This window comes from Paenibacillus massiliensis 2301065 = DSM 16942, from assembly GCF_000377505.1.
Classification (GTDB): domain Bacteria; phylum Bacillota; class Bacilli; order Paenibacillales; family Paenibacillaceae; genus Paenibacillus; species Paenibacillus massiliensis.
Genome location: NZ_KB898189.1, coordinates 387,273 through 411,119 on the forward strand (window position 1 = coordinate 387,273; position 23,847 = coordinate 411,119).

Sequence of the window (23,847 nt, forward strand, 5' to 3'; positions counted from 1 at the left end):
TCGAGACTGCTCCCATCCTTGCCACACCTTAATCAATGTAAAAGCTGTACAGCCTAAAAAGGATCTCCCTCAGGTCATCGACCCTTAGGAGATCCTTCATACTACAAAGAATTATTACAATGGCTTTATTGCAATGCTTTGAGCGCAATATCCGTACGCTGATGCTTACCTTCAAAGGTAATGCGCTCTGCCTGCTCATAAGCCTTGGTACGTGCGGCAGCAATATCTGCTCCCAGGCCGACGACACCGAGTACGCGACCACCATTCGTGATCCACTCGCCTTGCTCGTTGACCGCTGTCCCCGCATGGAATACGATGCCATCCTCCACCTGATCCAGCCCCTGAATTGGCAGACCTTTTGGATAAGAAGCCGGATAACCACCGGAAGCCAATACGACACAGACGGCAGCCTCATCCTTCCACTGAATATCCACCGAATCCAATGTACCGTTCACCGCAGCCAGGAAAATGTCCAGTAAATCTGACTTCAGGCGCGGCAACACCACCTGTGTCTCCGGATCTCCAAAGCGTGCATTGAACTCAATCGTCTTCGGTTTCCCATCAGGTGAGATCATCAGTCCCGCAAAGAGCACACCGCGAAACGGCCTTCCTTCCGCCACCATAGCCTTTGCTGTCGGCTTGATGATGGTCTCAATCGCCTCTTCGATAATACTGTCGGCAATATGCGGCAGCGGAGAATAGGTCCCCATTCCGCCTGTATTTGGACCCTTATCGCCATCATAGGCCGGCTTGTGATCCTGGGCAGCGACCATCGGACGTACGGTCTCCCCGTCCACGAAGGCCAGAATCGACATCTCCTGGCCAGCCAGGAACTCCTCGATTACCACCTGGTCACCAGAGCTGCCGAATACCTTACCTACCATCATATCGCTGAGCGCCTGCTCGGCCTCCTCCAGCGTCTGAGCGACAACGACCCCTTTACCAGCTGCCAGACCATCAGCCTTGATGACTACGGGTACTGACTGCTCACGCAAATACGCGAGCGCCTCTTCATACTGATGGAACTTGCGATAAGCAGCCGTCGGAATATTGTATTTATGCAGCAGGTCCTTCATGAAGGCCTTGCTACCTTCAATCTCAGCCGCATTTTTTCGAGGGCCGAACACCGGAATGTTATGGGCCTCGAAGACATCGACAATCCCTGCTGCGAGCGGATCATCCGGTCCGACTACTACGAGTCCGACTTGTTTCTCCAGGGCATAGGCTGCCAGACGCTCGAATTCAAATACACCGATCGGTTCACACTCCGCCAGCTGTGCAATACCTGCATTGCCCGGTGCACAGTAGATTTTGCCGACCTGTGGACTTTGGCTGAGCGACCAGACTATGGCATGCTCCCGTCCACCACCGCCAATAACGAGTATATCCATGCTCTGCTAGACCTCCTGGTTATCCTAGTGCTTGAAATGACGGACGCCTGTAAATACCATGGCAATTCCGTATTCATTAGCTACCTTGATAGACTCCTCATCCTTGATTGAGCCACCTGGCTGAATGACCGCCGTGATTCCGGCTTTTGCTGCCATTTCGAGCGTGTCTCCCATCGGGAAGAAAGCATCCGAAGCCAATACGGCGCCCTTCGCTTTGTCACCCGCTTGCTCAATCGCGATCTTGGCTGCACCTACGCGATTCATCTGCCCAGCGCCGACACCTACAGTCATGTTATCTGCTGCCAGTACGATGGCGTTGGATTTCACATGCTTAACGACCTTCCACCCGAACAGAAGCTGCTTCAACTCTTCCTCGGAAGGAGCACGCTCTGTTACGATCTGAAGAGCCGCTGGATCTAGCGCATGCACATCACTTTGCTGTACGACCATACCGCCTTCGATCGAGGTCACAACATAGCGACTTTCTTGGCTACTCTCGCTGGACAGCTCGCCCATGTCGAGCAGACGGATATTCTTCTTTTGTGTCAAAATATCAAGCGCTTCCTGTGTAAAGCCTGGGGCTAACACAATTTCCAGGAAAATCTCCGACAGTCTCTTCGCTGTATCGCTGTCTATAATCCGATTCGCCGCTACGATGCCGCCAAAGATCGAGGTCGGATCAGCTGCATAAGCCTTGCTGTAGGCTTCAAAGATACTGCTACCAATACCCACACCACATGGATTCATATGCTTAACGGCAACCACAGCAGGCTCGCTGAATTCCTTCACGATCTGCAGCGCAGCATTCGCATCATTGATGTTGTTGTAGGACAGCTCCTTGCCGTGCAGCTGCTTGGCTGTCGTCAGTGTGCCGTTCGCCGCAAGCGGCTCTCTGTAGAAGGCTGCTTGCTGATGTGGATTTTCGCCATAACGCAGATCCTGAATTTTCTCATAGGTCACAGTATAGCGTTCGGGCAGTGGGTCACCCGTTACGTTGGAGAGATAGTCAGAGATTAGAGCATCATATGATGCGGTATGACGGAACACCTTGGCCGCAAGGCGCTTACGTGTATTCAATTCGGTGTCTCCACCGCCACGAATCTCGTCCAACACCTGGCTGTAATCATCTGCGTCGACAACAACCGTGACGAATGCATGATTTTTGGCAGCTGAACGCAGCATGGTAGGCCCACCGATGTCGATATTCTCGATAGCGTCCTCATAGGTCACGTCTGGCTTGGCGATCGTCTCAGCGAACGGATAAAGGTTCACAACCACGAGATCAATATAGTCAAGACCCAGGTCACTCATCTGACGCTGATGCTCCTCATTGTCACGTACTGCCAACAGGCCGCTATGAACAGCGGGGTGTAGTGTCTTAACCCGTCCGTCCATAATCTCCGGGAAGCCAGTTACATCCGAAATACCGATGACCGGGATTCCTTCCTTCGCTAACAGGCTGCTGGTTCCCCCTGTTGAGATGATTTCTACGCCCAAGTTGGACAATTCACGGCAGAACTCAACGATTCCGCGTTTATCCGATACACTGACCAATGCTCTTTTTATAGCCACGCTTCGCTTCCTCCTTTTGGTAATTCGCAACTTAGCGCTTCCTGACGAAAGGCTGTTCGTTTATTTCCCGAGAAATATCATTTCCTGCGTCTCATCATTCGACGAGCATTTTGTTTCATTCTAATAAGGACTATTTATCCGCTGCCTCATGCGCTCTGGCAACCGTTACTTTGCGTCCATCCAATTGCACCAGTCCCTGGGCAAACCAGGATACAACCAGAGGATATAGCTTCACCTCAGCCGCATGGACAGATTCAGCAAGGGATTCGACCGTATCATCTGGATGTACTATTACAGGCTCCTGAGCAATGATCGGCCCAGTATCCATACCGCCATCCACGAAATGCACCGTCACTCCCGTCCACCGCACACCGTAGCGCACAGCCTGCCCCACTGCATCCTTACCTGGAAAAGCAGGCAAAAGCGATGGGTGGATATTGATGATTCGGCCTTCGTATCGCTCCACAAGTATCGGCGAGAGCAGTCGCATATAGCCTGCCAATACAATGAGATCCACTCCCCTGTTGTCTAGGATGTTGGCGATCTCTTGCTCGTAGGCTTCTTTGCTGGCATACTCCTTGGGTATGAAGGTGTGGCAGGAAATCCCCTCCGCCTCGGCACGCTGTACGACACGAGCCCCAGGCTTGTCACAGACCAGCAGTTCAATCGTGGCTTGCAAAGCTCCTGTTCGAACAGCATTTGCCAGAGCCTGAAAGTTCGTACCTTCTCCAGAGGCAAATACAGCTATACGAAAGGACTTCATTATACTTCCGCTCCGGTAAAGGTCACCTGCGCTGCCCCTTCAGTCACACGGCCAATAATGTAGCCTGTCTCCCCAGCTGCACGCAGTTGCTCCAGGGTAAGAGCCGCATCCGCTTCATCCACGACGAGCACAAGTCCGATCCCCATATTGAAGGTCGTGAACATATCACGATTGGATACCGAGCCTTTCTCCTGAAGAAGACGGAAGATCGGCAGAATAGGCCATGAGCCGTACTGAATATCCACATTCACATGCTCTGGCAGCACGCGCGGAATGTTCTCAATGAAGCCACCGCCGGTAATGTGTGCCATTCCTTTGACCTTCACCTTCTCCAACAGGGACAGTACAGGCTTCACATAGATCTTGGTTGGCTCCAGCAGTACATCCCCCAATGTACCACCCAGTTCAGGAAGCTCGTCCTGCAGACGGTAGCCTTCTTGCTCCAACAGCAGCCTGCGCACCAGGGAAAAACCGTTGCTGTGCACGCCGCTGGAAGCCAGTCCAATGACCGTATCGCCAGGAGCAATGGAAGCGCCGTTAATAATCTTATGCTTGTCCACGATACCAACAGTAAAGCCCGCGATATCGTATTCGCCCTCACTGTACATGCCAGGCATCTCTGCTGTCTCTCCGCCGATCAGTGCACAGCCAGATTGATGACAGCCCTCTGCAATGCCGGCTACAATGGCTTCGATCTTCTCTGGAATGACCTTATCACAGGCGAGATAATCGAGGAAGAACAGCGGCTCTGCTCCCTGCACGACAATATCATTTACGCACATGGCCACGGCATCAATACCGATCGTATCATGGCGATCCATCGCGAAGGCAATTTTGAGCTTCGTACCGACACCATCTGTGCCGGATACAAGTACCGGCTCCTCATATTTATCCTTATTCAAGCCGAACAAGGCACCAAAGCCGCCCAGATCAGTCATGACCTCAGGACGAAACGTACGCTTAACGTGCTTCTTCATTCGTTCGACAGCCTCGTTACCAGCTGCTATGTCGACACCAGCCTGCTTGTAAGCATCGGACACTAGGGACCCACTCCTTATCAGATATCAAAATGTGCAACCTTTACTATTGCTCGCTTGAGGGATGCTTATCGCTTATATTTCATTGCTCGTGCATTGCCTACATTTCTCATACATTACTCATTCATTACCTACATTGCCATCCATTGAATTCCCGCTCTTATCTGACTTAGCTATAGCTACAGCCTATACATTGGTACAATAGTTCGCACCATCGCTATCCTAACTATGTTAATACCATAAAGCAATGTAAGGCCGATCATTCATGATCTGCTCAGCTTATGAGGCCCCGCCTTCATTTCCAGATCAGATCATGAACCCCGGCACAACACCTGAATTAACAGCTACACCCGAACTTCTCTTCACCGTCGAAGCTGACATGAGTCGGGTAATCATTGTCGAAGCAGGCCATACATAACCCACCTTTGTAATCCTGCTGATTATATCCGCCGACCGCCTCAATTAACCCCTCCGTACTGAGAAAATGTAGGGAATCGGCGTTAATCTCCTCCCGAATCTCCTCAATCGTCTTGGAGGAGGCAATCAACTCCCGGCGGTCTGGCGTGTCAATGCCATAGAAGCAAGGGTTCTTGAACGGCGGTGAAGTAATACACACATGCACCTCAGTGGCCCCAGCATCACGCAGCATATTCACGATCCGGCGCGACGTCGTTCCCCGCACGATGGAATCGTCAATCATGACGACCCGCTTGCCCTCGACGACTCGGCGTACGGCACTCAGCTTCATCTTGACGCCCTGCTCACGCAGCTCCTGGCTCGGCTGAATGAAGGTCCGCCCTGTGTACTTGTTCTTAATCATGCCGAGCTCATAGGGAATGCCTGTCTGCTCTGCATAACCAATCGCCGCCGAGATGCTGGAGTCGGGAACACCCGTTACCACATCGGCATCGACGAACGACTCAATAGCAAGCTGGCTGCCCATACGCTTACGCGCCGCGTGCAGGTTGGCCCCGTTGAGATCCGTATCCGGACGGGCAAAATAAATGTACTCCATCGCACACAACGCCTTGCGGTGCTTGCCATGATCGAAGCGGTCCTCACGCAGGCCGTCCTTATCCAGCACCAGCAGCTCTCCAGGCTCAATATCGCGTAATAGCTCAGCACCGATCGTCTCCAGGGCACATGTCTCGGACGCGAATATATAGGCATCGCCCAGCCGCCCCATCGTCAGCGGACGCAAGCCGTGCGGGTCAGAGGCTACGATCAGCCGATCATTCGTCATAATCAGGAAGGCGAAGCCGCCTACAATCTGCCGAAAAGCATCCTTGGCTGCTTCCACCAGATCCTTGGAGGAACGGGCGATCAGATGTGCCACGACCTCCGTATCGCTGGTCGTCTGAAAGATCGATCCGCTACGCTCCAGCTCACGTCGAATTTGGATCGCATTGACAATATTTCCGTTCGTCGCTACAGCGAGATCTCCATCACGATACTTGAATACGAGCGGCTGCGCATTCGTCAGCTTACTATCACCGCTGGTCGAATAGCGGACATGTCCGATCGAGATATCTCCTGTCAGGGAAGCCATCATATCCTTGTCGAATACTTCCTTGACCAGTCCCATGCCGCGGTGATAACGAAACTCTCCGTTGTCGCTGACACACATGCCAGCACTTTCCTCTCCGCGATGCTGGAGAGCATGAAGCCCGTAATAGGACAAGGAAGCGGCCTCAGGGTGACGAAACACCCCGAATACGCCGCACTCCTCCTTGAGCTTGTCGAGTCCTTCCTTGCCCGAGCCTTCATTATAATAATCGCCCGTCCATAATGTCTTCGCCTGAATGTCCTTCCCTGTCATGAGACCACTCATGCTTGCATCAGACATGGAATGGCATCCTCCCACAGTTGCTTGAGGCCAGCTACGGGCTCGGCTACAGCAGGTTGTCCGTTCACTTCAATATTCAAGGCTGTGCCTTCCGTCCGTCCAATCACAGTTACTGGAACATCCTGCTCACGCAAGTAGGACTCCAGAGCAGCTACCTGCTCAGGTGCAGCAGATAGCAGAATGCGTGATTGGCTCTCGCTGAACAGCGCCAGATCTGCACGTAATGCAGTCTCAACATTCACTTGGGCCCCGATGCCCCCGCTAATGCAGGATTCGGCCAGTGCTACAGCTAGACCGCCCTCAGACAAGTCATGCGCTGAGCGAACCAAGCCCTGCTGGATAGCACCTAGTACTCCCTTCAGCAGCTTCTGCTCTGTGGCCAAGTCGAGCATTGGAGGTCTACCTTCAGTCACACCATGTACGACAGCCTGGAACTCACTACCACCAAGCTCTGCCTGCGTAGCTCCCAGGAGCAGGATGACGTCACCCTCGGCTTTGAAGCCTTGCGTCGTAATGTGATCCGTATCATGCACAAGTCCGACCATACCAACGACAGGTGTCGGGTAGATTGCTCCCTTGGTATTCTCATTGTACAGACTCACGTTACCGCCAATGACAGGTGTATCGAGCACACGGCAGGCCTCTGCCATGCCGTCTACGGCTTTTTCCATCTGCCAGAAGATTTCTGGCTTCTCCGGGCTACCGAAGTTCAGATTATCCGTAATGGCAAGCGGCTCTGCTCCCGAGCAGACGATATTACGTGCAGCTTCGCTGACAGCAATCTTGCCGCCCATTTCCGGGTCCAGATAGACGTAGCGCCCGTTGCAATCCGTGGTCATCGCCAGTCCCTTGCGTGTGCCATCAATCGTAACTACAGCCGCATCTGAGCCAGGACGAACCGCTGTATTCGTGCGAACCATGTAGTCATACTGCTCGTAGACCCACTTCTTGCTTGCTACACTTGGAGAAGAGAGCACCTGCTTCAAGGCTGCACTGAGATCCTTCACTTCTGCATAGCTGGAGGTATCCACCTTAGCCTGCTCTTCATAATATGCCGGCACTGAAGATGGCTTATCATAGATCGGGCACTCATCCACCAGTGCATTGACTGGCATATCACCGACTACCTCACCATGATGATATAGACGCAGACGGCCATCATCCGTCACCTTGCCGACCTTCGCGCAGATGACGCCCCAACGTTCGAAGATCTCTCTGGCTTGAGCTTCATCCTTCGGCTCCACTACGAAGAGCATCCGTTCCTGGGATTCCGACAGCATCATTTCATATGGGGTCATGCCTTCCTCACGCTGTGGCACCTGATCGAGATACAGTTCTAATCCGTTACCAGCCTTACTCGCCATTTCCGCACTGGAGCAAGTCAGACCCGCTGCACCCATGTCTTGAATTCCCAACACAATACCGCTATCAATCAGCTCCAGACAGGATTCCATGACCAGCTTCTCCATGAACGGATCACCGACCTGCACCGCTGTACGCTTCGCTTCGGATTCTTCCGTCAGCTCTACTGAAGCGAAGGTTGCTCCATGAATGCCATCCCGTCCCGTCGGGGGACCGACGTAGAAGACCGGGTTACCTACACCTTTGGCAACACCACGCTGGATTTTGTCATGATCAATCAGGCCAACACACATCGCATTTACAAGCGGATTGCCTTCATAGGCCTCGTCAAAGACAACCTCTCCGCCTACTGTAGGAATACCGATACAGTTACCGTATCCTGCAATACCAGATACTACATGCTCGAACAGATACTTCACACGATCGCTCTCCAGCTTGCCGAAGCGCAAGGAATTCAGCACCGCAACGGGTCTGGCTCCCATAGAGAAGATGTCACGGATAATGCCGCCTACGCCCGTAGCTGCCCCTTGGAAGGGCTCAACCGCTGAAGGGTGGTTATGGCTTTCAATCTTGAACACGACGGCTTGGTTATCTCCGATATCGACGATCCCTGCACCTTCACCAGGTCCCATCAGAACACGAGGACCGCTGGTCGGAAAACGACGAAGCAATGGCTTGGAATTCTTGTAGGCGCAATGCTCAGACCACATGACGCTGAATACGCCAATCTCGGTATAGTTAGGCTTGCGACCCATAAATTCACAGATCAGCTCATACTCACTGTCGGATACTCCCATTTGCTGATACAGCTTATGCTCAGCGACCTGCTCAGCTGTCGGTTCTTTAGCGGATACTTGCTGCGCCATGCTGATCCCTCCATGCGTTCAAAATCGATGTAAACATACGTTTGCCGTCCTCTGAGCCCAGCAGGTTCGAAGTAGCACGCTCCGGGTGAGGCATCATGCCCACAACATTGCCGCGCTTGTTGCTAATGCCTGCGATATCGGCCAAGGAGCCGTTCGGATTGTTAGTATACGTAAATACGATCTGATTATTGGCCTTAAGCTCCGCCAGTGTCTCTTCATCACAATAATAGTTGCCTTCACCATGAGCAATCGGAATGACGATCTCCTCGCCCTCGGCGTAGTCGCGGGTGAATGGCGTACGGTTATTCTCGACCTTCAGCACCGTGTCATGGCATAGGAATTTCATCGAACGATTCCGCAGCAGCGCTCCTGGCAGCAACCCAGCCTCGGTCAGGATCTGGAAGCCATTGCAGATGCCGAGCACATACTTGCCTTGCTCCGCTGCCTCAGCTACTGCACTCATTACAGGAGCAAAACGCGAGATCGCTCCGCAGCGCAGGTAATCTCCGTAGGAGAAGCCTCCAGGAACGAGAATGCAGTCATACTGCGAGACATCAGTCGCCGTGTGCCATACATAATCTACGGGTTCACCCAGCGCAACCTCGACAGCCTTATAGCAGTCAATGTCACAATTGGAGCCCGGGAACACCAAAACAGCAAATTTCATGGATGTCAGTCCTCCAATTCGTAGCGGTAGTCTTCGATCACCGTATTCGCCAGCAGCTTCTCGCACATCGTTGTCAGACGGTTCTCTGCCTCTTGGCGATCTGTAGTGTCCAACTGAAGCTCCAGATATTTGCCGATACGTACGCTTTCCACTTCTGCAAAGCCCATGGAATGCAGTGCGCCTTGTACGGCTACGCCCTGAGGGTCGAGTACGCTTTGTTTAATAGTGACATAGACGGTAGCTTTAATCATGATCCTTCATATCCTCCTTCAGATGGTGAAGCCGTAATAATGAGTAACCGTTGCTTGCAGCCTCGATGCTTACTTCACTATGGTCCTGCTGCCTGATAATCCACTGCCTACTACTGCCTAATTGTTATTCGGCTGTAAGACGCTCCAAAATATTCGTGTATCTGGCCGTTGTCTCGCTGACCACCTCGGAGGGAAGTGGTGCAGGTGTACTATTCTTGTCCCAATCGGAGTCGGCCAGATAGGTACGCACAGGCTCCTTGTCCATGCTGTCAATCTCGACATCCAGTGCATAATTCTCTTTCGCCCAGAAGCGCGAAGCATCCGGTGTGAAGATTTCATCAATCAGAATGACCTTGCCATCAATGAGTCCGAATTCAAACTTGCAATCTGCCAAAATGATTCCTCGCTGCTCGCAGTAATCACGAGCAAATTCATACAGCGCCAGGCTCTTGGCTTCGAGCTCCGCCGTCAGTTCTACACCGACCAGTTCCTTCATGCGCTGGAGGCTGATATCCTCATCATGACCTACATCATTCTTGGCAGCTGGCGTGAAGAGTGGCTCCGGGAAGCGCTCATTCTTGCGAAGTCCCTCCGGCAACGGAATACCGTTAATCTCGCCAGTCGATGAATACTGACGCCAGCCGCCCCCCGTAATGTAGCCTCGCACGACACATTCAATATCGATTCGTTCAGCCTTACGAGTCACCATAATGCGATGCTTGAGCAATTCCGGTTCCTTCACGATGCTCCCCAGACGGTACACATCCGTATGCACGACATGATTCTCGATCAGATGGCGTGTCTTCTCGAACCAGAAGGCACTGAGCTGATTAAGAACATTGCCCTTCTCCGGTACAGGCGGCTCCAGGATGTAGTCAAAAGCGGAAATACGGTCCGTTACAACGATCAGATAATGCTCTCCCAGATCATATAGCTCTCTTACTTTGCCCTTATAGACGAGCGGAGCATCAATCCAAGGAGCAGCGGTGGATACAGCCATTATCCAGCCTCATTTCTGTAGGATATAGAGTTATCTTAGTTCAAGCCAAGCTTGGTGAAAATCGTATCGACATGCTTCAAATGCCAGGAAGGGTCGAAGGCATCCTGAATTTCTTCAGCGCTCAGGAGATTCGTGATCTCTGGCGTCGCCTCCACAATATCGCGGAACTGACGTTGCTCTTCCCATGCCTGCATCGCACGTGGTTGTACGGTATCGTAAGCCTGTTCACGGCTCATGCCCTTGTCAATCAGCTTCGTCATGACACGGCCCGAGAATGGCACGCCGAACGTACGGCTCATATTGCGCTTCATATTCTCCGGGAAGACCGTCAGGTTCTTCACAATATTGCCGAAGCGGTTCAGCATATAGTTCAGCAGCATCGTTGCATCTGGCAAAATAATACGCTCCACGGAGGAGTGTGAGATGTCACGCTCATGCCAGAGTGGTACGTTCTCATACGCCGATACCATATGACCACGGATGACACGAGCCAGACCGGAAATATTCTCGGAGCCAATCGGATTGCGCTTGTGCGGCATTGCCGAGGAGCCCTTTTGCCCCTTCGCGAAGGCTTCCTCCACCTCACGGAATTCACTCTTCTGCAGCGCACGAACCTCTTGTGCGAACTTGTCGAGTGATGTCGCGATGAGTGCCAGCGTCGCCATATATTCGGCATGACGGTCACGCTGCAGCGTCTGGGTGGAGATCGGCGCCGGAGATGTGCCCAGCTTGCGGCAGACAAATTCCTCTACGAACGGGTCAATGTTGGCATACGTACCTACAGCACCCGAGATTTTACCGAATTGTACACCTTTCGCGGCATTGCGGAACCGCTCCAGATTCCGTTTCATTTCCTCATGCCACAGAGCCATCTTCAGACCAAACGTAGTCGGCTCGGCATGAACGCCGTGCGTACGGCCCATCATTGGAGTATCCTTATAAGCAATCGCCTTATCCTTCAGGATCTCGATGAAGTTCAGAATATCCTTCTCCAGAATATCGTTCGCCTGCCTCAGCAGATAGCCAAGCGCTGTGTCCACGACGTCTGTTGAAGTCAGGCCATAATGTACCCATTTACGCTCCGCGCCCAGGCTCTCGGATACGGTACGGGTAAAGGCAATTACATCGTGACGGGTCTCCTGCTCGATCTCCAGAATCCGCTCAATGTTGAAGGTCGCATTGTTGCGCAGTGCCACCGTATCTTCCTTCGGAATAACTCCCAGCTCTGCCCATGCCTCACAGGCACACAGTTCTACTTCCAGCCAAGCTTGGAATTTGTTCTCTTCGGTCCAGATGGCTCTCATTTCCGGTCTGCTGTAACGTTCGATCATAACTAATGATTCCTCCAAATATTGGTTTGTTCGATCCACTGCATAGCTGCTTCTGTGTCTTGACAGAGCAGATTGACATGTCCCATTTTACGCCCGTTCTTGGACTCACTCTTACCATATAAATGCAGCTTCGGTATGACTTTCTCTGTAGCTGTCTGCGAAGCGGTTGATGTCAGCAGCTTCAGTACCTCTTCCATATGCTCACCCAGAATATTCACCATCACTACCGGAGTGAGTAGACGTGGATCAGCAAGCGGCAAGCCACAGATGGCGCGAATATGCTGCTCAAATTGTGACGTTGCACAAGCATCCATCGTGTAATGGCCTGAATTGTGCGGCCTTGGTGCCAGTTCGTTCACGTAAATCTCGCCGGCCTTGGTAACGAACATCTCAACAGCAAGCAAGCCTACTGCATCCAATCCTTCAATGAGCTGCGCAGCCAGCTGCTCTGCTCTGGCCTGAAGCTCTTCAGACACTCTTGCCGGAACAATAGAAGCATGAAGAATATTATTCACATGAATGTTCTCGGCTGGAGGAAAGGTCCGTACCTCTCCCTTCGTACTGCGAGCCGCAACGACGGATATTTCACATTGAAACGGAACGAAGCTCTCCAGCACCAACCCTACACCAGCAGTATTCAGTTCCTCGTAGGCAGCCTGTACCTCTTCCAGGTGGCGAATGACGCGTTGACCTTTGCCGTCATAGCCTCCCATGACTGTCTTCAGTACGCAAGGCAAGCCCAGCTCCCCCACCGCCTGCTGCATGCTGCCCGCAGTGGTAACCTCGCGATACGGAGCTACGGGTACGCCCGCTGCCTCGATGGCACGCTTCTCGCGCAGCCGATGCTGTGTCGTGTAGAGCAGCTTGCTTCCCTGCGGTACATACGATTCCTGCTCCAGCAGGGCTGCTACTCCAGCATCTACATTTTCAAATTCATAAGTGACAACGTCGCAGCTTCCTGCCAGCTCGCGTGCTGCCCCTACATCGTCATAAGCCGCTGTCACCTGTCGGGCGATCTGGCCGCACGGCGAATCTGGAGTCGGGTCGAGCGTCACACAGCGATACCCGAGAGGTGTCGCAGCAAGTGTAAGCATTCTGCCAAGCTGACCTCCTCCGAGGATGCCAATGGTAGCTCCAGGCTCAATGACTGTAGAGACTGGCTGGCTTCCCCTCTCTTCCGTGTTCATGGCTGCAACAGGACCGGGATGCATGCTATTCTTCTCGCTCATAACGTATCACTGCTCTCCAGCACCTGCTGACGGATACGGTCACGTCTCTCCTGTACTCGTACCCGCACTTCCTCGTCAAAAGCGCCCAGAATCTGAGCCGCCAGCAGGCCCGCGTTGGTTGCCCCGGCTTTACCAATCGCTACCGTCGCTACAGGAATGCCTCCTGGCATCTGTACAATGGACAGCAGGGAATCCAGTCCGTTCAGAGCCTTGGATTGCACAGGGACGCCAATGACCGGAACTGTTGTCTTGCTCGCAACCATTCCGGGCAGGTGGGCTGCTCCGCCAGCTCCTGCGATAATGACCTTCAGGCCTCGACCTGCTGCCGCTTCTGCATATTCGAACATCAGATCCGGGGTGCGATGAGCGGATACGACCTTTTTCTCATAACCAATCTTCAGCTCGTCCAAGATCGTACAAGCATGCTCCATCGTCTCCCAATCGGATGTACTGCCCATGATGACTCCTACCTGAACTGTCATGAATGTCCACTCTCCTGTATCTTATTGCACTCGGTATCTTCAATCTCATTCATAGTCTTCCACATCATCTAGTCTTCCACATCATCGTCTTCTACAGCTTCATTATGGCTATTATTCGTCAGATCCGTATGAATTTCACAAAAAAATCCGGCCTCGAAAATAAAAGTCATCTTCAAGATACCGGAATCCAGGAAATGAAGGCATCTACACCGTCTGTTCGACGGCGCGCCACAGCGAAGCCAAGCCTCCTAGAGACTATGACTATGAAGCCAGCCCATTCATTCCCCGTAGTCCGGAAATTAACGGTTCCCGGGTAGAAACGTCCGGGCCATATCCCCGGCATATACGAGTATGATTCATTCATTTAAAATTCATAACAATACATACAACAGTTTAACAATTTGCGACACCAGATGTCAACTTAAAAGGCGAACATTAAACTTTCATACGAACCAAATGTTCGCCTTCAAATCAAAAAACATTCCCGGCGCCGAAATCTTCGACTTCTTGGGAATGTTTTCTTCGTTAACATGTAAAATTAGTATTATGCTTTGCCACCCATCAATAGGGCGGCCCTCAAGTAGCATGGGATTCTGGCAGCATGGCCTTCAAGCTACCCATTTCCCCAAGCTATGTAGCACTCACTGCACACGCAGCTATTAGGGCATATTACATCATACAGCATGATTATTTTATAATCAGCACGGGAATCTTCGCATGTTGCACGACATTGTGGCTGACACTGCCCAGCACGAATTCACGAATGCCACCGAGCCCCCTGCTCCCAATGAAGATCACATCAGCACCCTTCTCCTCAGCGTAGTCCAGAATGACAGCTGCTGGCGAGCCCTGAATCATCTCCACCTGTGCCTGCACACCTTTATCGCTTACGCGGGTCTTCACGTCCTCTGTAAGCTGCACAGCCAGATCATAATAATCCTTGTTCACGGATGCTGGAAGCGGTGCAAGCCCTTCACCGATGAAGACTCTTGGAAAATCAAACGCATGAATGATATGAAGCTGAGTATCAGGTGAGGCCTTCGCCACATCAATGGCACGATCCAGTGCTTTGTTGGAAGCCTTCGAACCGTCGTAAGCTACGAGAATTTTGGAGAACAACATGTTGCATCCATCCCTTCTATAAGCTCTCTGTCCTATTGCGGTTACCCTCGTAAGCGAGGAATACCTATGGCAAGAAATAGCCGTACATAACAGCGTTCAAAAATAACAGCAGCGGAATACCGAACACAAAGCTGTTATGCTTCGTCTTGTGACGCTTGTGATACATCGCAATCCATACTCCCAGACTGCCTCCAATGAACGCGAGCAGGAATAGAGTACGCTCAGGAATACGATCACGACGCTTGCGTGCACGCTCCTTGTCATCCGACATCACTAGGTAACCTACAATATTAATAAATATAAACCATATCACTAATCCAGTAATCATGCGGATCAAGCGGTCCCCCTATCCCGGGACATCTCCCCGTACCTTCATTATAGACCTCACAGGTGGGATGTTCAACGCAGGAAACAGGAGGAACCACTAGACAGTCAGATAGTCGGTAGTCAGGCGATCGTATCCAGGTGGCAGCACCTATAGCCAGTGGTGCAGCTAATCAAGGTATCTGAGAGGGCTAGTTGTACAGCCAGTAAGCCGCTGCCATTACTTGTTGGACAGACTAAGATTCCTGCTTGGGAATACCATTGAGACTCGCTGGACGTCTCTCAGCCTTCACGGGTCGTGCTGCAATATGCTCTTCCCTGATGCTGTCCTTGTTCTGCTGGTTATGAATCTTCTCTGGCTTATTGTGTGGCATTGGCGATTCACCTCCTCAGCTTACGTTGCCTGAAAAGGGGTAATCTTATGCGAACCTTATTGCGTCCTTGGCCCTCTCAGACTGCGAAAAGATTCGTCCTGCTCCACGAAAAAGTGATACAATGCCCCATACAGATTCGCATCATTTCGGAATGCACAGGCTGTGACCTGCGGGTTAGCCTTATGGAACGGATTGAGCCGCTTAATCTCGGCAATCGACCATTGCAATCGCTCCAGCAGTATAGGCTGCACACTGATGCCACCCCCTATCGCGAACAGCTCTGGATCAAGAATGTACTGCAGGTTCATGATCTGGACAGCCACCTTCATGCAATATGCATTGAATATGGCCGTTGCCTCCTCATCCTGCTGATTGATGAAGGCAAACACGGCCTCTCCATCAGTAGGGTCCTGAAGACCCTTCATTTCGCCGATCCTGCGTACCATCTCCACAGCCGAGCATTCCAAGCCGAAATAAGTCGCCTCTTGGGTGTCCGGGTCCATCGCGCTCATGATATAGCTGACCTCGCCAGCCGAGAGGTTCGCACCTCGCTGCAACTGCCCACCCATGATAATACCGCCGCCGATTCCACTACCGAGCACAAGAACGACAGAGTCCTTCGCTCCTTTCACACTTCCAAGCCACAGCTCGGCCAGTGCTGCACACTTACCATCATTCTCGATGGATACATCCTTATCGTAGCGATCACGTATCAACTTCATCAGATTTACTTCATGCAGAAAAGGGAAGGAGCCGCCGTGGTATACAATACCTGTCTTCACATCAACCGCACCCGGGCAGCATACAGCGATGCCTTTAACTGAGGTCAGATCCTGCTCATCAATGATGGAGTAGACTGTATCCAGTAGCTCCTCCAGACTCGTTCTACCAATGGGTCGCTTGTTCTTGCTGACGATATCCCCCGCCGAGCTCATCAGCGCATACTTCACGAATGTCCCGCCTATATCTAATACTAAGTACATATAACCTACTCCTATAGTCAAAATATGATGATCTACTTATTCGACAGTTGGCTCTTGTATGCATTTAACCTACCACAGCATATTTCAAAAAATAGCCCTGCCCACCAATGATCATATCACTGGTGGGCAAGACCTCCTATAGGCTCTTCCGTCTCTTCAGGCTCTGTGCTCTTCTGTATTCCAACTCAGCAATGATCTCGTCATGCGGCTTCTCGAATTTGTAAAAGAACATAATTACAATGGCAAGCACACTGAACAGAACAGGCAGCCAAATGTAGCTTGTCGTAATCGCCGTGAGTGCAGCAGCTGTCTGCTCCTGATTAGGCACATATCCCCCGGCAGCCAGCATCCAGGCTGGAATCGCTCCGCCCAGGCCCGAGCCCAGCTTAATGCCAATTCCCGCCGCGGATACCAGAAGGCCCTGCGAGCGTATCCCGGACTTCCATTCGCCATAATCCACCGTATCCGCCATCAGCGTAAAGATCAGGCCTCCAGGCAAGCCCAGGCCGATCGCAGAAATGACTGTCCCTGCCAGGATAAATCCGATCTGATCTCCACCAGCCCAGATGACCAGCATACCAGCGATATTGATGACCATACCCGCTATTACTAGCGCACGCTTACTATACTTTTTGGTCAGGAAAGGTACCGCCAGCATACCCACCAAAGTCATCATACCCAGCGTATTGACGGTAGGTACGAGCTCCTGCTGTCCAAGGTTGTAAGTTATATAGTAGATCCCGGCCGACAGCTTAATAATATACATCATGAAAAATACGAGTCCGAGCAGGGACACAATCAACCACGGCTTGTTCCCCTTGATTGCTTTCAGACCATCCTTCAGCGGTACCGCCTCATTGCCAGCGACACCTTGTACCCGTTCTCTCGTATTCCAAAAGGTAATCAGAAACATGATAACACCAACACTAGAGAAGAGTGTCATCGTATAGAAGAAGCCTTGTTGCTGATTGCCATTTCCGAAGAAGGCCACCAGTGGAAGCAGACTGAGGTTGACGATCAGACCGCCAATTTGTCCACCAACCATTCGGAAAATGTTCGCTACTGTTCTCTCCTGAACATTGTTGCTCATGCTCGATAGCATCGTTGTTAAAGGATTGTTGACTGCTGCGTACAACACGCTCGATGCGATATAAAATATGTAAGCGTATACCAGTTTGCCCGACTCACTCAGATCAGGTCCCATAAACAGCAGCATAGATGACAGTGCGAAGGGGATACAGAACCATAGAATCCATGGCCTGGATTTGCCCCACTTCGTATTGGTACGATCAATCAGCACTCCGAAGATCGGACTATCAATCATATCCACGAAGCGGACGACGAGCATCATCGTGCCGACTGCGGCAGCCCCCAGACCGAATACATCTGTAAAATAAAAAGTCAAATATGTCGTAATGACGGTATAAATCAGGTTGGATGCTACATCCCCCAAGCCATAGCTGACCTTTTCCTTCAAGGCCATTTTCTCATTATCGTGCTTACCGGTTGCTGCCTTGGGCACTCTTGTTACGACCTCTTCTTGTGTTGCCATTTCCCAGCCCTCCTTGATGTATAACCGCTTTCATCAAATCAGAAGGAGTCTGAGGCCAGTAGCTATTTATTCCTATTCAGAATCCGCTTACAGCCTTTTATCCCACGAAGGAAAGCGCTTCAACTCTATAATTGAAATATAAAGCGTTTCCTTTTATAATTATGGTATTTATTTGCGATAAATAGTAACCTTTTGATTTTACTTCAATAAGGAGGTTCCCTGTGCTTCTTCCCAGTGCTGCACACATACAATTGGCGGCCAAGCTCGCCTACGATGCCACGCAAATTCCTGTATTCTATATTGAAAATGTGCCTAATCCCGAATCTTCCTGGTCCTATACTAGCACCTATACCTCCAACCCGGACAAGAGTAGTCTTCCGCGGGATTGGATTAGTCAGCTTCTTGCGATGCCAGTCACCAAGAAAATTCATCTGGCCTACATCAACAGGCAGGCTGATAAGATCATTCTCATACCTGTTCAGACAGCAGACGGTGAAGGCCGACTGCTGCTGTGGCCAAGCTCCCGCAAATTCCTGGATACGAATCTATTGAATCAGCAGTTAGAGAGCTCGGCTCCTTACCCTCACGATACAACCCAACTGTTGAGCGCCGCCGTCCTGATCTATTATCTGGTGTACCATGAAGCCCTTAGCCTGGAGCAGGTCATCGAGGAGAACCAAAGCATGCTGAACAGCAAGACAGACGACGTGTTAGAACTCCAGCTCGTCTCTCCGCGCGAGAACAGTCTGTTCCACAAATCCTATTTGGCTGAGAAAAAGATCTTTGAGCAGATCAGACTAGGCAACAAGAAGAAAATGCTACTCTATCTCAAACAGCATACGGATATGAGAGGGGTCTATGGCACGCTATCCAAAAATGATAGTCTTCGTAGCAAGAAAAACCTGATCATCTCAGCTATCACCCTCGCCACTCGCTCAGCTATTGAAGGAGGGCTCTATTCGGAGCTGGCCTTTACCATGAGTGATGATTACATTCAGTATGTGGAGCATGTGCCGAGGATTGATACGATTCATCCCTTGCTGGAGGATATTCTCGTTGACTTCACTGAACGAGTGGAGAAGGTGCAGCGAGCCCACTTTTCCAAGGATATCTTGCTGTGTCAGGAGTACATATTCGATCACCTGTACGATGATCTGGATCTATGTGGTCTCGCCGATTACTTGAAGATGAGCTCCTCGCATCTATCTCGCAAGTTCAAGGATGAGACCGGGGAGGGTCTGAAGAGCTTCATTCAGAAGCAACGGGTAGAGGAAGCGAAGAACCTGATTGTTTTCTCGGATTACAGTTTAAGTGAGATTTATTCCTTGCTGAACTTTCATGATCAGAGCTATTTCATCAAGGTATTCAAGAAATATACAGGCTACACACCGAAGGAGTATCGTAACCGCTTCGTTGTGAAGCCATCATGAACAAAGCCAGAGGCATAGCCCCTGGCTGAACATGCAGAACGTATGAAATCTGCTCTCTATCATCATAGTGAATGTATAATTCACACTCAAACAGCTTGCATTTTCATATGTACCACATACTGCAATATTGGTGATGTTAGAGCACTACAATGTTGGTGCATTGCGCTGTTTCGATGTTGGAGTTTGCGTTGTTTGGATGATGGAGTAGCGCTATATTGCTATGTTCTTTGTTTTTATATTGTTACGTTCTCTAGTTATTACGTTTTCAAGTTTTCAAGTTATTACATTACTATGTTGTTACGTTGTTATATCGCTATATCACTGTTGCTGTACAGCCTATTGTCCTTTTTTCTCCATCGCAGCCTTGAGCAGATCTCCCAGATTGGAGCCGATCGACTCCTGCTTGGCATATTGCTTAACCAGCTTCTGTTGCTCCCGCTTGTTGACATGCTGTCTATCCTTATCCAGCGTCTCCGTAATGCCGCACGGCAAGCATTGCACATAAAGACCAGCCTTGCCTTCCTTAAGTTCCATCTTCTTGTGACATTGCGGGCAACGTCGATTGGATAGACGCTTCTCCGCGGAACGGCGGTAGCCGCAGTCTCCATTGGGACATACGAGGAATTTGCCGCGTTTGCCCTTCTTCTCAAGCAAGCGAGTGTTGCAGTCAGGGCAATGACTGTTGGAGACATTGTGGGGTTTATATTCTGCCTTGCTTCCCTTCACAGACGCCACCAGTTCCTTCGCCATGGAACGAATCCCTGCAAGGAACGGCTCAGGCTTGCCCTGACCGCGGGCAATTCGCTCCAGCTCTGCCTCCCAGCGTGCTGTAAGCTCTGGTGTACGCAATTGCTCCGCCACCAGCTCAATGAGCTGCTTGCCTTTTCCTGTCGGATGCAGGCTGTTCCCCTGCCGATCTATCGTGTCCGAGCTGACGAGCTTCTCAATAATATCCGCACGGGTAGCTGGGGTACCCAGACCGTGCTTCTCCATCTGAGCGAGCAGAGCAGCCTCTGTATATCTCTTCGGTGGCTGTGTACGCCCACTTTTCACCAGGCAACGATTAACCGTTACACTCTGCCCCTTCTGTACCTCGGGCAACAGTCGTCCAGTGCCCTCATGGGTATCCTCGTCGGCTTCATCCTCATCATCGGTAAAGTCTCCTCCGTACACCTCACGCCAGCCATGATCCTTGACCGTGGTTCCCTTCGCATGGAAGTTATCCTCGCCCACTTGGACCGTAATGGCCACTGCATCATATCGAGCAGGCGGATAGAAAAGGCTGATAAAGCGCCGCACGATCAGATCATACAGCTTGCGCTCTTCAGGGCTAAGCTGGTTCAGCAGCAACGTCTGCTCCGTTGGAATAATCGCATGGTGATCTGTCACCTTGCTGTCGTCCACGATTCGCTTTGTGATATTAAGCTTTTGTCTCAGCAAGGGTCTGGCCAGTGACGCATAAGGGCCGACGGCAACGCTCTCCAGCCGATCCTTGAGCGTCGATACCATATCTGCAGTCAAGTAACGGCTATCCGTACGTGGATAGGTAACCAGCTTGTGCTGCTCATACAACCGCTGCAGGACATTGGAGGTCTGCTTGGCGGAGAAGCCAAATTTTCGGTTCGCATCCCGCTGCAGCTCCGTCAGATCATAGGCCAGTGGATGTGGCTCGACTTTTTCGCTCTTCTTGACCTGAGCAATGGTTCCTTTACGCCCTTCTACACGCTTCTTGAGCGCCTCTGTCTGCTTCGGATCAAATAGCCGCGCATCCCCTCCAGCAGCACGCCAAGTAGCCTGGAATGCTCCCAGATCTACAGTCACCGTGTCATACTCTTGAGACCGGAAGCCGGTTATCTCCTTCTCCCTGTCCATAATCATCCCGAGGGATGGGGTCTGAACGCGTCCCGCTGACAACTGTGCATTGAAACGGCAGGTCAGAGCCCGTGTCACATTCAGCCCGATCATCCAATCCGCCTCTGCCCGGCAGCGAGCCGATTCATACAATCGGTCGAACTGGCTGCCTGGCTTCAGGGAAGCGAAGCCCTCCTTGATGGCCTTATCCGTCTGGGACGAAATCCACAGTCGCTTGAACGGCTTCTTCCACTGGGCCATCTGCATGATCCAACGCGCCAGCAGCTCTCCTTCACGGGCGGCATCTGTTGCGATGACCAGTTCGCCAATGTCCTGACGCTTCATGAGCTGTTGAACGGCTTTGTACTGGTGATTCGTCTCTCTCAGCACCTTCAGCTTGGTTCGCTGGGGCAGGATCGGGAGATCCTCCAGGTTCCAGGTAGCATATTTATGATCATAATCCTCTGGCTCGGCCAGACCGACCAAATGTCCAAGTGCCCAGGTTACAACATATTTCGGACCTTCCAAATGGCTCTTATGCTTATCACGTGCACCCATCACCCGTGCTATTTCTCTGGCTACGGATGGCTTCTCGGCGAGCACTAACGTTTTCATGCAAATTCTTCCTTTCTGCTAGCCCATCAGGGAATAACGCTGAATTTTCCTCAATTATTCCATTATAGCATGAAGGTAATAGACTCGCCGGGGATGGACGTTCGAACCCTCTTGTTAGACTATCAGTCGGACACATTCTGGTTGAATAACCACAGTCTCATAGACTGTAATGCCTCCTCTTAAGGAGGCTGTAACGTCTGCTGTAACGCCTGCTGCAATGTCTCTTCTAACGTTGTGTATCCGGGACGCCCCAGCGTACGATTACCCCTGAATAGGTAAGTCCTCCGCCAAAGCCGAGCAAGGCAAGCTGCTGTCCCTGCTTCAGTCGTCCTTCATCCACAGCTAGCTGCAAGGCTAAAGGGATCGACGCTGCTGATGTATTGCCACGGTACTCCACGCTGGTCAGCGTTCTTTCGAGCCCAATCGGTCCCCGTTCACACATGGCTTCAATCATACGCAGATTCGCGCTATGGGGCACGAACCAATCAATCTGTTCAGGCAACAGGCCTGCTTGGCGAATCATTGCAGTTAACTGCTCAGGCACCATGCGTACAGCCCACTTATAGACCTCTCGCCCATTCTGCACCAGTGCTCCATTCCCTTGTAGAGGAACCCCGTTCATCTGGGTGGAGAGTCCCGATTTATACAGATGGATGCCGCCTTCCCCATTCGTACCAGATATTGCAGCAAGAAAGCCTCCCTCAGCTTGGCCCGCCTCTTCGATCAGAACCGCACCTGCTCCATCACCAAATAGCACACAGGTGGTCCGGTCGGTATAGTCCGTGATTTTGGACAGCGTCTCTGCTCCGACCACCAACACTTTGCGGTGCAATCCACTGGTCACGAGACTGTTGGCCAATTGTAGCCCGTAAGTGAATCCCGCACAGGCAGCATTCACATCGAGGACTCCCGTATGTGGAATACGCAGGTTCGCCTGTACACGTGATGCTGCACTAGGAAAAGCAAATTCCGTTGTGCTGCTAGCTACAATGATCATATCCACATCCTCTATACGAACCGCATAACGACGTATCAGATCCTCTACAGCACGGGTCGCCAGATCAGATACGAATTCATCCTCAGCAGCAATTCTCCTTTCCCTCATCCCTGTCCGTTGGACAATCCATTCATCACTGGTATCCACCAGCTTCTCCAGATCCGCATTACTTAATATTCGTTCAGGTACATAGGCGCCTATAGCTGTAATTATAGCTTTGGATTGCATCATTTCGTATCACCCCACAGATTATTGAGAGCTTGCATATGATATGATTAGTGTTATCTACGTCTAGATATAATTATAGCATCAAGTCTTAGTACTTGGTACTAAATTATTATAAATTTTATTTATTGTACTTACTTGGAGTTACCCTTTGTATGAGATACCGAAGCTTAGATGTCTCTTCCAGACTTACTATAATAGCCATTCTGGCTGAGTCTAGTCCACAGAAAAGGTAGTAAACTAACCTTACCACCCTCAATATACAAAAAAACCAAAGCACTGTGTTGCAGTTACTTTAGCCCATGGCATTGGTATGTATGGCTATTCTTTCACCTGATCAGAATATAGTCTGGATAGATCTTGTATAACTATCAAGACAGCTATCACTGTTATCACTGTGCGCAGAATATAAAAAAACCACCACCGAAGATCGGCAGTGGTTCTTGTGCTTGGCGGCGTCCTACTCTCCCAGGACCCTTCGGTCCAAGTACCATCGGCGCTGGAGGGCTTAACGGTCGTGTTCGGGATGGGTACGTGTGGAACCCCTCCGCTATCGCCACCAAACGTGCATTTGTTT

20 protein-coding genes, 1 rRNA gene and 1 riboswitch are annotated in these 23,847 nt (G+C 51.2%); of the genes, 1 reads left to right on the forward strand and 20 read right to left on the reverse strand.

Annotated elements, in window-relative coordinates; genetic code table 11:
* Window positions 1-125: 125 nt before the first annotated feature.
* From purD to D328_RS0112665, 17 genes are all read right to left on the reverse strand, one after another.
* Window positions 126-1,391 carry a phosphoribosylamine--glycine ligase gene (gene purD / locus D328_RS0112585; RefSeq protein WP_018885375.1) on the reverse strand — a complete coding sequence of 422 codons (1,266 nt, stop codon included), beginning with the start codon at window positions 1,389-1,391 and terminating at the stop codon, window positions 126-128.
* A gap of 24 nt (window positions 1,392-1,415) precedes the next feature.
* Complete coding sequence (purH, locus tag D328_RS0112590) at window positions 1,416-2,963, reverse strand: bifunctional phosphoribosylaminoimidazolecarboxamide formyltransferase/IMP cyclohydrolase (protein WP_018885376.1); 1,548 nt, start codon at window positions 2,961-2,963, stop codon at window positions 1,416-1,418.
* A 130-nt stretch (window positions 2,964-3,093) separates the two neighbouring features.
* Window positions 3,094-3,726 (reverse strand): phosphoribosylglycinamide formyltransferase, encoded by a 633-nt coding sequence (gene purN, locus D328_RS0112595; protein WP_018885377.1) that lies wholly within the window; start codon window positions 3,724-3,726, stop codon window positions 3,094-3,096.
* Window positions 3,726-4,766 (reverse strand): phosphoribosylformylglycinamidine cyclo-ligase, encoded by a 1,041-nt coding sequence (gene purM, locus D328_RS0112600; protein WP_018885378.1) that lies wholly within the window; start codon window positions 4,764-4,766, stop codon window positions 3,726-3,728. The genes purN and purM overlap by 1 nt, the downstream gene beginning before the upstream one ends.
* A gap of 334 nt (window positions 4,767-5,100) precedes the next feature.
* Complete coding sequence (gene purF, locus D328_RS0112605; RefSeq protein ID WP_018885379.1) at window positions 5,101-6,609, reverse strand: amidophosphoribosyltransferase; 1,509 nt, start codon at window positions 6,607-6,609, stop codon at window positions 5,101-5,103.
* Window positions 6,591-8,837 (reverse strand): phosphoribosylformylglycinamidine synthase subunit PurL, encoded by a 2,247-nt coding sequence (gene purL / locus D328_RS0112610; RefSeq protein WP_018885380.1) that lies wholly within the window; start codon window positions 8,835-8,837, stop codon window positions 6,591-6,593. Before purL ends, purF begins: the two co-directional genes overlap by 19 nt.
* A complete protein-coding gene (purQ, locus tag D328_RS0112615) occupies window positions 8,815-9,504 on the reverse strand; it encodes a phosphoribosylformylglycinamidine synthase subunit PurQ (RefSeq protein WP_018885381.1) in 690 nt (229 codons plus the stop codon). The genes purL and purQ overlap by 23 nt, the downstream gene beginning before the upstream one ends.
* A gap of 5 nt (window positions 9,505-9,509) precedes the next feature.
* Window positions 9,510-9,755, reverse strand: a complete 246-nt coding sequence (gene purS, locus D328_RS0112620) for a phosphoribosylformylglycinamidine synthase subunit PurS (RefSeq protein WP_018885382.1) — start codon at window positions 9,753-9,755, stop codon at window positions 9,510-9,512.
* A 124-nt stretch (window positions 9,756-9,879) separates the two neighbouring features.
* The gene (locus tag D328_RS0112625) at window positions 9,880-10,755 is read right to left on the reverse strand and encodes a phosphoribosylaminoimidazolesuccinocarboxamide synthase (RefSeq protein ID WP_018885383.1); all 876 of its coding nucleotides are present in this window, start codon (window positions 10,753-10,755) and stop codon (window positions 9,880-9,882) included.
* A 35-nt stretch (window positions 10,756-10,790) separates the two neighbouring features.
* On the reverse strand, window positions 10,791-12,086 hold the full coding sequence (gene purB, locus D328_RS0112630) for an adenylosuccinate lyase (RefSeq protein WP_018885384.1): 1,296 nt from the start codon (window positions 12,084-12,086) through the stop codon (window positions 10,791-10,793).
* A 2-nt stretch (window positions 12,087-12,088) separates the two neighbouring features.
* Entirely contained in the window at window positions 12,089-13,273 is a 1,185-nt protein-coding gene (purK, locus tag D328_RS0112635) for a 5-(carboxyamino)imidazole ribonucleotide synthase (RefSeq protein ID WP_051091144.1), read from the reverse strand.
* A gap of 38 nt (window positions 13,274-13,311) precedes the next feature.
* Complete coding sequence (gene purE / locus D328_RS0112640; protein ID WP_018885386.1) at window positions 13,312-13,797, reverse strand: 5-(carboxyamino)imidazole ribonucleotide mutase; 486 nt, start codon at window positions 13,795-13,797, stop codon at window positions 13,312-13,314.
* A gap of 268 nt (window positions 13,798-14,065) precedes the next feature.
* A riboswitch (purine riboswitch) is annotated at window positions 14,066-14,166 on the reverse strand.
* A 318-nt stretch (window positions 14,167-14,484) separates the two neighbouring features.
* Window positions 14,485-14,919: a universal stress protein gene (locus D328_RS0112645; RefSeq protein ID WP_018885387.1), complete on the reverse strand. Its 435-nt coding sequence runs from the start codon at window positions 14,917-14,919 to the stop codon at window positions 14,485-14,487.
* A gap of 64 nt (window positions 14,920-14,983) precedes the next feature.
* Window positions 14,984-15,247 (reverse strand): DUF1294 domain-containing protein, encoded by a 264-nt coding sequence (locus tag D328_RS0112650; RefSeq protein ID WP_026281157.1) that lies wholly within the window; start codon window positions 15,245-15,247, stop codon window positions 14,984-14,986.
* A 232-nt stretch (window positions 15,248-15,479) separates the two neighbouring features.
* Window positions 15,480-15,617 carry a hypothetical protein gene (locus D328_RS31240; protein WP_018885389.1) on the reverse strand — a complete coding sequence of 46 codons (138 nt, stop codon included), beginning with the start codon at window positions 15,615-15,617 and terminating at the stop codon, window positions 15,480-15,482.
* Between the two features lie 56 nt (window positions 15,618-15,673).
* Window positions 15,674-16,600 (reverse strand): ROK family protein, encoded by a 927-nt coding sequence (locus D328_RS0112660; protein ID WP_018885390.1) that lies wholly within the window; start codon window positions 16,598-16,600, stop codon window positions 15,674-15,676.
* 136 nt (window positions 16,601-16,736) lie between these two features.
* Window positions 16,737-18,152: an MFS transporter gene (locus D328_RS0112665; protein ID WP_018885391.1), complete on the reverse strand. Its 1,416-nt coding sequence runs from the start codon at window positions 18,150-18,152 to the stop codon at window positions 16,737-16,739.
* A gap of 221 nt (window positions 18,153-18,373) precedes the next feature.
* Here D328_RS0112665 and D328_RS29035 point away from each other — a divergent pair, with 221 nt between their 5' ends.
* Window positions 18,374-19,582: a helix-turn-helix domain-containing protein gene (locus D328_RS29035; RefSeq protein ID WP_018885392.1), complete on the forward strand. Its 1,209-nt coding sequence runs from the start codon at window positions 18,374-18,376 to the stop codon at window positions 19,580-19,582.
* Window positions 19,583-19,918: 336 nt separating this feature from the next.
* Here D328_RS29035 and D328_RS0112675 read toward each other — a convergent pair whose 3' ends face one another.
* From D328_RS0112675 to rrf, 3 genes are all read right to left on the reverse strand, one after another.
* A complete protein-coding gene (locus tag D328_RS0112675; protein ID WP_018885393.1) occupies window positions 19,919-22,048 on the reverse strand; it encodes a DNA topoisomerase III in 2,130 nt (709 codons plus the stop codon).
* A gap of 226 nt (window positions 22,049-22,274) precedes the next feature.
* Entirely contained in the window at window positions 22,275-23,276 is a 1,002-nt protein-coding gene (locus tag D328_RS0112680) for a ketoacyl-ACP synthase III (RefSeq protein ID WP_018885394.1), read from the reverse strand.
* Window positions 23,277-23,717: 441 nt separating this feature from the next.
* Window positions 23,718-23,834, reverse strand: a 5S ribosomal RNA gene (rrf, locus tag D328_RS0112685).
* Between the last annotated feature and the right edge of the window lie 13 nt (window positions 23,835-23,847).